Source organism: Microbacterium sp. NPDC055683 (genome assembly GCF_053617895.1).
The window spans coordinates 26,826-34,841 of sequence record NZ_JBSHGQ010000043.1 but is presented as its reverse complement, the minus strand read 5'-3'; the positions used below and the strand labels follow the sequence as shown (position 1 = coordinate 34,841).

6 protein-coding genes are annotated in these 8,016 nt (G+C 71.5%); 1 reads left to right on the top strand and 5 read right to left on the bottom strand.

What is annotated here, in order from left to right:
* Nucleotides 1-44: 44 nt before the first annotated feature.
* From ACWGPF_RS14700 to ACWGPF_RS14680, 5 genes are all read right to left on the bottom strand, one after another.
* Nucleotides 45-2,282 (bottom strand): esterase-like activity of phytase family protein, encoded by a 2,238-nt coding sequence (locus ACWGPF_RS14700; protein WP_452333499.1) that lies wholly within the window; start codon nucleotides 2,280-2,282, stop codon nucleotides 45-47.
* 128 nt (nucleotides 2,283-2,410) lie between these two features.
* On the bottom strand, nucleotides 2,411-3,934 hold the full coding sequence (locus tag ACWGPF_RS14695) for a gluconokinase (RefSeq protein ID WP_452333498.1): 1,524 nt from the start codon (nucleotides 3,932-3,934) through the stop codon (nucleotides 2,411-2,413).
* Between the two features lie 14 nt (nucleotides 3,935-3,948).
* Nucleotides 3,949-4,968 (bottom strand): zinc-binding dehydrogenase, encoded by a 1,020-nt coding sequence (locus ACWGPF_RS14690; protein WP_452333497.1) that lies wholly within the window; start codon nucleotides 4,966-4,968, stop codon nucleotides 3,949-3,951.
* Between the two features lie 17 nt (nucleotides 4,969-4,985).
* The gene (locus ACWGPF_RS14685) at nucleotides 4,986-5,753 is read right to left on the bottom strand and encodes an SDR family oxidoreductase (protein ID WP_452333496.1); all 768 of its coding nucleotides are present in this window, start codon (nucleotides 5,751-5,753) and stop codon (nucleotides 4,986-4,988) included.
* Nucleotides 5,754-5,764: 11 nt separating this feature from the next.
* On the bottom strand, nucleotides 5,765-7,147 hold the full coding sequence (locus ACWGPF_RS14680; RefSeq protein WP_452333495.1) for a GntP family permease: 1,383 nt from the start codon (nucleotides 7,145-7,147) through the stop codon (nucleotides 5,765-5,767).
* A gap of 111 nt (nucleotides 7,148-7,258) precedes the next feature.
* On the opposite strand from ACWGPF_RS14680, the gene ACWGPF_RS14675 reads away from it, so the two are divergent.
* Complete coding sequence (locus ACWGPF_RS14675) at nucleotides 7,259-7,960, top strand: FadR/GntR family transcriptional regulator (protein WP_452333494.1); 702 nt, start codon at nucleotides 7,259-7,261, stop codon at nucleotides 7,958-7,960.
* Nucleotides 7,961-8,016 lie beyond the last annotated feature (56 nt).

Here is an 8,016-nt window from a genome sequence, read left to right as displayed (position 1 = left end):
CCCCGCGATGCGAGGGAGCCGGGAGCGCGGACCGCGTCGAGACGTCAGCGGGTCAGCGCCGCCACGGCGATGTCGGGATGGTCGCTGAACACCGCGTCGACACCCGTCGCGGCGAACGCGCGCACCTCGCCCGCGAGATCGCCCGCCGCCACGAGGTCGGCGCTCGACCGGAAGTCCGCCGGCAGGAACTGGTTCTCGAGCCGGAACGTCCAGGCATGCACCTCGAGTCCCTCCCTGTGCGCGTCGCGCACCAGCGCGGTCTGCGTGCCGAGCCACCCGTCGGCCGTCCGCGGGATGATCCGCGACTTCTCGGCCCCGACCACATCCGCGTACTCCGCGATCTCCCGCAGGCCGTCGCGCGTCACGAGGTCGTCGTACGTGCGCGGATCGCCCGCCGCGACGAGATCGTACGGAGCCCCCGAGGAGTTGACGAGCTGGGCGAGGGGCACGTCGACGAGCGCGTCGAGCTCCCGCAGGTTGCCCGTCTCGAAGCTCTGGATGACGACGGGCGCGTCGGCGCCGTCGAGCCCGTCGGCCTGCAGCGCGGCCGCGAGCGGCTCCTCGAGCGAGAGGCCGATGCCGTCGAAGTACGTCGGGTGCTTCGTCTCCGGCGCGATACCCACGGGTTCCCCGTCGCACGTCGTCGAATGGCGCGCGAGATCGATCACCTCGTCGAGCGTCGGGATCTGGTACAGGCCGTCGAACGCGGAGTTCGTCGGCCGCACGAGCGGAAGCCGCTCGGTCGCGCGCAGCGTGCGCAGCTCTGCGAGCGTGAAGTCCTCCGTGAACCATCCCGTGATGCTCACGCCGTCGATGACCTTCGTCGTGCGCCGATCGGCGAACTCAGGCCGGCTCGCGACATCCGTCGTGCCGCCGATCTCGTTCTCGTGGCGGGCCACGAGCACGCCGTCCTTCGTCGAGACGACGTCGGGCTCGATGACGTCGGCACACTGCAGGATGGCCTGCTCGTACGCGGCGAGCGTGTGCTCCGGTCGGTAGCCGCTCGCCCCGCGGTGCGCGATCACGTCGACTGCCGCCGCCTGGACGCGCGACTTCTCGAACGACACGACCGCGAACTCGGTGTCGTCGGGCGTCCCGGCGGTGCGCGCGTCGTTGCCGGGGTAGTTGTTGTCGTTGGCGATCAGCAGGTCACCGCCCTGCAGTTGGACGACCGTCTCGAACGACTGCACGGGGAACGAGAACCGCTCCCCCGTGCCGTAGCCGCCGCCCTCGCTGATGCCGTCGGGATCGGCGATGTCGAGCGCATCGAGCACGAGCGTCTTCTCGACGTAGCCGCCGTCGTCGGCGTCGAGGTCGACCCGGTAGATGCGCTTCGTCACCGCTTGATCGCCCTCGAAGTTGTCGCGCTCGACGAGCAGCAGGTCTCCTCCGTTCACGGCGAACGCGTCGCCGATGACGTTGCCCTCCTGATCCGCCTGGTAGCTCCACGTCCGCCCCGTATACGCCCCGCGGCGGATGTCGAACTCGTGGATCTCGCGCCGGCGCTCGTCGGTCTCGTCCGCGTACGCGCCCTCGACCACGGGGTAGAGGTACCGCCCGTTCGTCGAGATCGCGAGCGCCTCGAAGCCGCTGCTCGCCGTCACGCGCGGCGACGACCCCTCGTCGAGGTACGGGTTCTGCGGCGACTGCGCCCCCTCGAGCGCGAAGGGCGCCTCGAGCAGCGTGCCCTCCGCGTCGAAGTGGAGCAGGAACGGCCCGAACTCCTCCCCCACCCAGAACGTCCCGTCCTTCGCCCGCACCACCGACTCGATGTCGAAGTCGGCACCCGTCAGCAGGCGCTCCTCGGTGTCCTCGTTCACGATCGGGAAGTCGAGCACGTCATTCCGGTCGTTGTAGGAGATGAACCCCTCCACTCCGATCTCGCCCGAGCCGCCGTCTGCCGTCTTCCAGTCCGGCCGCACGAGGTAGTTGCGCAGCAGGAAGTCGGCCGAGTTCGCCTTCGTGCCGAAGCCGTTGTCCGGCTGCGCCCAGAAGGTGCCGTCGCCGTTGTCGAGCACGGCCGAGAATCCCGGGACGACCTGTCCATCCCAGGGTCCGGTGCGGCCGTTGACCGGCGTGGCGAGCGCACCCGAAGCGGGGCCCTCGGCGAGGAAGTCCGCCGACAGCGTCGCGCGGGCCACGAGCGTCGGCTCGCTCACGCGCACCGAGCCGTGGGAAGGCGCGGCGGTCGCCGCGTGGGCGGGGAGAAGGGAGACCGCGACCGCGGCGGCAGCCGCGAGAGCAGCGGCGCGCACCGCGCGCCGAGAGGGGGTGGGAGTCATGTCGCCCACGCAACCGCCGCGACGGGGCGACGCGGTGTCACCAGGGAGAGCGGCGGACGACGCGGCGGTGAACGCCGCGAAGCACCCGGGGACGCTCCCCGGGCCCGTCGGAAGCGCCCCGGAGACCGTCAGAACGAGATCGGCAGTGACGGAGCGAGGCGCCGCAGACGAGTGTGAGTGGGCAGCAGCGCGTCGTACAGCTCGTCGAAGATCGGCAGCAGCGACGCGTACACGGCCGCATCCCCGGGATGGGGCCGCACCACGGTGTCGACGGGCAGCTGCTGCGCCGCGACGTCGATGGACTCGATCAGCCCGAGCGCGGCCATCCCGAGGATCGCCGCTCCGTAGCTCGATCCCTCCTGCCCTTCGAGGAGGCCGATCGGCGCGCCGAATGCATCGGCCAGCGTCTGCTGCCACAGCGGGTGCTTCATGACACCGCCCGTCGCGCGGATCTCCGAGACCTCGAGGTCGGCCGCCCGCATCGACTGCAGCACGAGCGCGAGCTGCATCGCGACGCCCTCCACGGCCGCGCGCACGAGGTGCTCGGTGCGGTGCGCCCGAGTGAGCCCGATGTACGAGCCGCGCGAGATGCTGCTCCAGTGCGGCGCCCGCTCGCTGAGCAGGTACGGCAGCATGAGCAGCCCGCCCGACCCCGCCGGAACCGTCGACGCCGCGTCGAGCAGCTCGACGGTCGACACGTCGTGCCCGCCCGCGATCTCCGACCGCACCCAGTCGAGCGTCACACCGCCGTTGTTGATGGCGCCGCCGATCACCCAGCGGTCCTCCGTGATGGCGTAGCAGAAGACGCCGCCGCGCGGATCGACCGCCGGCCGGTCCACCGCCACCCTCAGCGCCCCGCTCGTCCCGATGGAGCACGCCGCGACGCCGGGCTGCACGGCCCCGACCCCGACGTTCGCGAGCGGGCCGTCGCCCGCGCCGACCACGACGGGGGTCGCGAGCGGCAGCCCCGTCGCCGACGCGGCCTCCTCGGTCAGCGCGTCGAGCACCGTCGTCGTCGGCACGAGCTCGGGCAGCTGCTCCGCCCGGATGCCCGCGAGCGAGAGCGCCTCGTCGTCCCACGTCAGCCGGTGGATGTCCATGAGCCCCGAGCACGACGCCAGGGAGTGGTCCATGACGAGCGCCCCGCACATCCGCAGCAGCACCCAGTCCTTCACGCCCGCCCAGATCGCGGCCTGCTGGCGGATGCGCGGCTCCTGCTCGCGGAACCACATCAGCTTCACGAGCGGCGACATCGGATGGATGGGCGTGCCCGTGCGCCGGTGCAGCGCCAGGCCGCTTGCGGACGCGCGAAGACGCTCCGCCTGCACCGCCGCGCGCGTGTCGGCCCACGTCACGACCGGCGTGAGCGGATCGAGCTGCGCGTCGAGCGCCATCAGCGAGTGCATCGCGGAGGAGAAGGACAGCCCGGCCACCCGGTCGGCCCCCACCTCCGCGACGACCTCGCGCACCGTCTGGTAGACGGCGCCGAGGATGAGATCCGGATCCTGCACGGCGTGCCCCGGATGGGGCTCCTCGAGCGGATACCCCTGCGACGCCGACGCGAGCATCGCCCCGTCGACGCCGAACGCGACGGCCTTCGTCGCCGTCGTGCCCATGTCGACGCCGATCACGACGTCCTTCGCTGCGCTCATCCTCGCCGCCCTCGTCAGTCGTCGGCACCCGGGAGCGCCACGACCACCTTGCCCGACCGCCGCGAGTCGCGCGCGACGGCGAACGCCTCCGCGACGTCGTCGAGTCCGATGACGTGCGTGACGACCTGCTCGATCTCCGGACGGTCGGCGAGGAGCGCGACCGCCTCGTCGATCTCGTCCTTGAAGCGGAACGTGCCGACGAGCGCGACCTCCTTCGAGATGAAGGGCGCGAGGTTCACGGGCCGCGCCTCGTTCGGCACCATCCCGACCTGCACGACGGTCCCCCTCCGCCGCACGGCGACGCCGGCCGCCGAGATGGCGACGGGAGCGCCCGAGCACTCGAACACGACGTCGAACGCGTTCGCCGGAAGCTCGTCCTCGCCGATGCGCACGACGGCGTCGGCGCCGAGCGCCTGGGCCCGTGCGAGCGGCTCGGCGAGCACGTCGCTGACAGTGATGTGGGCGGCTCCGCGCGCGCGAGCCGCGGCGATCCCGAGGAGGCCGATGGGCCCGGCGCCCGACACGAGCACACGCGCCCCCGCGAGGTCTCCCGCGCGGGTCGCCGCGTGGAGAGCGACGCCCAGCGGCTCGGCCAGCACGGCGCGGCGCACGGGCAGCGCGTCGGGCAGCACGCGCACCATGTCGGCGCGCACGAGCAGCAGCTCGCTCAGCCCGCCCTGCGTGTGCGGCCACGTCGACGCGCTGCCGAGATACGACCCGCCCGGCCAGAGGTGGGGTTCCTCCTCGATGCCGTGCTCGGGCGACCCGAACCGCGCCGGATGCACGGTGACGGGCGTGCCGGCGGCGAGCGCACCGGAGGGGTCGTGCGCGACACGGCCGGAGAGCTCGTGGCCCGGCACGAGGGGCTCGCGGACGACGTACTCGCCGTTCGCGCCCTCGAAGTAGTAGTGCAGGTCGGAACCGCAGATGCCGACGTAGTCGACGCGGACGAGCACCTCTCCCTCGCCCGCCTCGGGCGCGGGAGCCTCCCGCACCTCGATGAGCTCCTTGCCGTCGATGAACGCTGCGCGCATGTCCTGTCCTCTCTCGCTCACACGACCGCGGTCATGCCGCCGTCGACGAAGATGTTCTGCCCCGAGACGAAGCTCGAGGCATCCGACGCGAGGTAGAGCAGCGTGCCCCACAGCTCGCGGAAGTCGCCCCATCGGCGGGCGGGCGTGCGGTTCACGAGCCAGTCGTTGAACTGCGCGTCCTCGACGAGCGCCCTGTTCATCTCGGTCGCGAAGTACCCGGGCGAGATGGCGTTCACCTGCACGTTGAAGCGCGCGAGGTCGGCGGCCATCCCCTTCGTCAGCATCGCCACGCCGCCCTTCGACGCCGAGTACGGCGCGATCGTCTGGCGCGCGAGCTGCGACTGGACCGACCCGATGTTGACGACCTTGCCCGATCCCCGCTCCGCCATCCCCGGCGTCACGAAGCGCGACACGTAGAAGACGCTCGACAGGTTCGCCGTCACGACGGCGTCCCAGTCCGCGACGGCGAACTCGGTGAAGGGGGCGCGGCGCTGCACGCCCGCGTTGTTGACGAGGATGTCGGGCACGCCGTGCGCCGACATGAGCTCGCCCACGCCGCGCTCGACGGCGGCGGCGTCGGTCACGTCGAAGACGGCCGTGGCAGGCGCGGTTCCGGTCTGCTCCGCGATCGCGTCGCGCGAGGCGGCGAGCGCGGTCCCGTCGCGCCCGTGCAGGACGACGCGCGCTCCCGCCTCGGCGAGCGCGAGGGCGAGGGATGCCCCGAGCCCGCGCGACGAGCCCGTCACGAGGGCGAGGCGGCCGGAGATGTCGAAGGTGCCGGTCATGGACGCTCCGTTCAGAAGATCGCGTAGACGACGAGGACGAGCGCGAATCCGACGACCGACTCGATCGCCTGCTGCACGGTCCACGTCTTCAGCGTGGTCTTGACGTCCATGCCCATGAGACGGCCGACGAGCCAGAACCCCGAGTCGTTCACGTGGCTCGCGAACACCGATCCCGCCGCGGCGGCGAGCGTGATGGCGGCCGTGTCGACGACCCCGAAGCCGCCGTCGAGCACGGCGGGAGCGAGGAGGCCCGCCGTCGTGACGAGCGCGACGGTCGCCGAACCCTGAGCGACGCGCAGCGCCACGGCGATGAGGTACGCCGCGAAGATGATCGGCAGGCCGAGGTCGCCGAGCGTCGTCGCGAGCGCGTCGCCGATGCCGGAGGCGCGCAGCACGCCGCCGAACATGCCGCCCGCACCCGTGATGAGGATGACGGAGGAGACCGTGCCGAGCGTGCCGTCGACGAGCTTCTCGAGGGCGGAGCCCGTCTCGCCGCGGAACTTGCCGAGCACGAGCATCGCGATGAGCGAGGTGATGAGCAGCGCGACGGGCGACGTGCCGATGAGGATGAGCGCCTGCGCCCACGTCTGCGTCGTGTCGACGGCGCCGACCGAGCCGAGCGCCGTGAGCCCCGTGTTGAGGAAGATGAGCGCGAGCGGCAGGAGCAGGATGAGGATGACCGTGGACGCCTTGGGCGGGTTCGCGGGCTGGTCCTCGTCGGCGGTGCCGAACAGCGCCGGCACGATCATCGGGTAGCGCTTGTTGACGAAGGTGCCCCACAGGTAGCCCGAGACGTACCAGGTCGGGAACGCGATCACGAGGCCGATGAGCATGACGACGCCGAGGTTGGCGCCGAAGAACTCGGTCGCCGAGACGGGGCCGGGGTGCGGCGGCAGGAACACGTGCATGACGGAGAACGCCGCGGCGCCGCTGAAACCGTAGAGCAGGAGGTTCTTGCCGCCGATGCGGCGGGCCACGGCGAAGATGATCGGCAGCATGACGACGAGCCCGGCGTCGAAGAAGATCGGGAACCCGAGGAGGAGCGACGTGAGGCCGAGCGCGAAGGCGGCGCGCTTCTCGCCGAAGATCCGCACCATCATGTCGGCGACGACCTTGGCTCCGCCCGACGACTCGATGAGGCGGCCGAGCACGGCTCCGAGCCCGATGAGCAGCGCCACCGACCCGAGGGTGCTGCCGAAGCTCGACACGAGCACCTCGTTGACGAGCGCCCCCATCGGCAGCCCCGTCGCGATCGCCGTGAGCAGCGAGACCACGACGAGCACGAAGAACGCGTGCAGCTTGACCTTGATGACGAGGAAGAGGATGAGCGCGACCGCGGCCGCGGCGATGAGCAGAAGGGGCGCTGTGCCCAGCGTCTGCGTCCAATCGTCCATGGGATTCTCCGTTGAACTCGACGACCCCGCGATGCTGCGCGGCCGGATGGATCCAAAAGTACTACTTAACGAGGAGATAAGATACTACGAATCACCTCGCGAAGGAGCATCATGGCGATCGGCATGCACGGCGACGTGCTCGACGACCTGGGTCGGCGCATCGCCTCCGGCGATCCGCGACCCGGCTCCGTCTTCACCCTGGCTCAGCTCGAGGCCGACTACAACGCCTCCCGCACGGTCGTCCGCGAAGCCGTCCGCGTGCTCGAGAGCATCCGGATGGTCTCCTCGCGGCGGAAGGTCGGCATCACGGTGCTCCCGCGCGAGCGATGGGACGCGTTCGACCCGCAGCTCATCCAGTGGAACCTGCACGGCCCGTTCCGCCAGCAGCAGCTGGAGGCGCTCATGGAGCTGCGCGTCTCGGTCGAGCCGATGGCGGCGCGACTCGCCGCCGTCCGCGCCTCCCCTGCCCAGCGAGCCGAGATCATGCGGCTCGCCGAGCGTCTCAACGCCCTCGGCGCGCGCGGTCTCGGCGATTCCGAGGAATACCTCACCGCCGACCTCGCCTTCCACGGCACGCTCCTCGCCGCATCGGGGAACCCCCTTCTCACGGCGCTCGAGACACCCGTCCACGAGGTGCTGAGCGGGCGGGCGCATCTGGGGCTCACTCCCGGGGTGCCCGCTGAGGGGACCCTCGAGGATCACATGCGGACCGCGCGCGCCATCGCGGACGGCGACGCGGACGCGGCGGAGCGCCACTCGCGCTCGCACATGCGCACGGTCTGGAGCGAGATCGCCGACGGTGCCTCCTGGTGATCCGCCCCGACCGATATCCCAGCTCGTAGGATGGCCGGGATGACGGACGAGGCGGC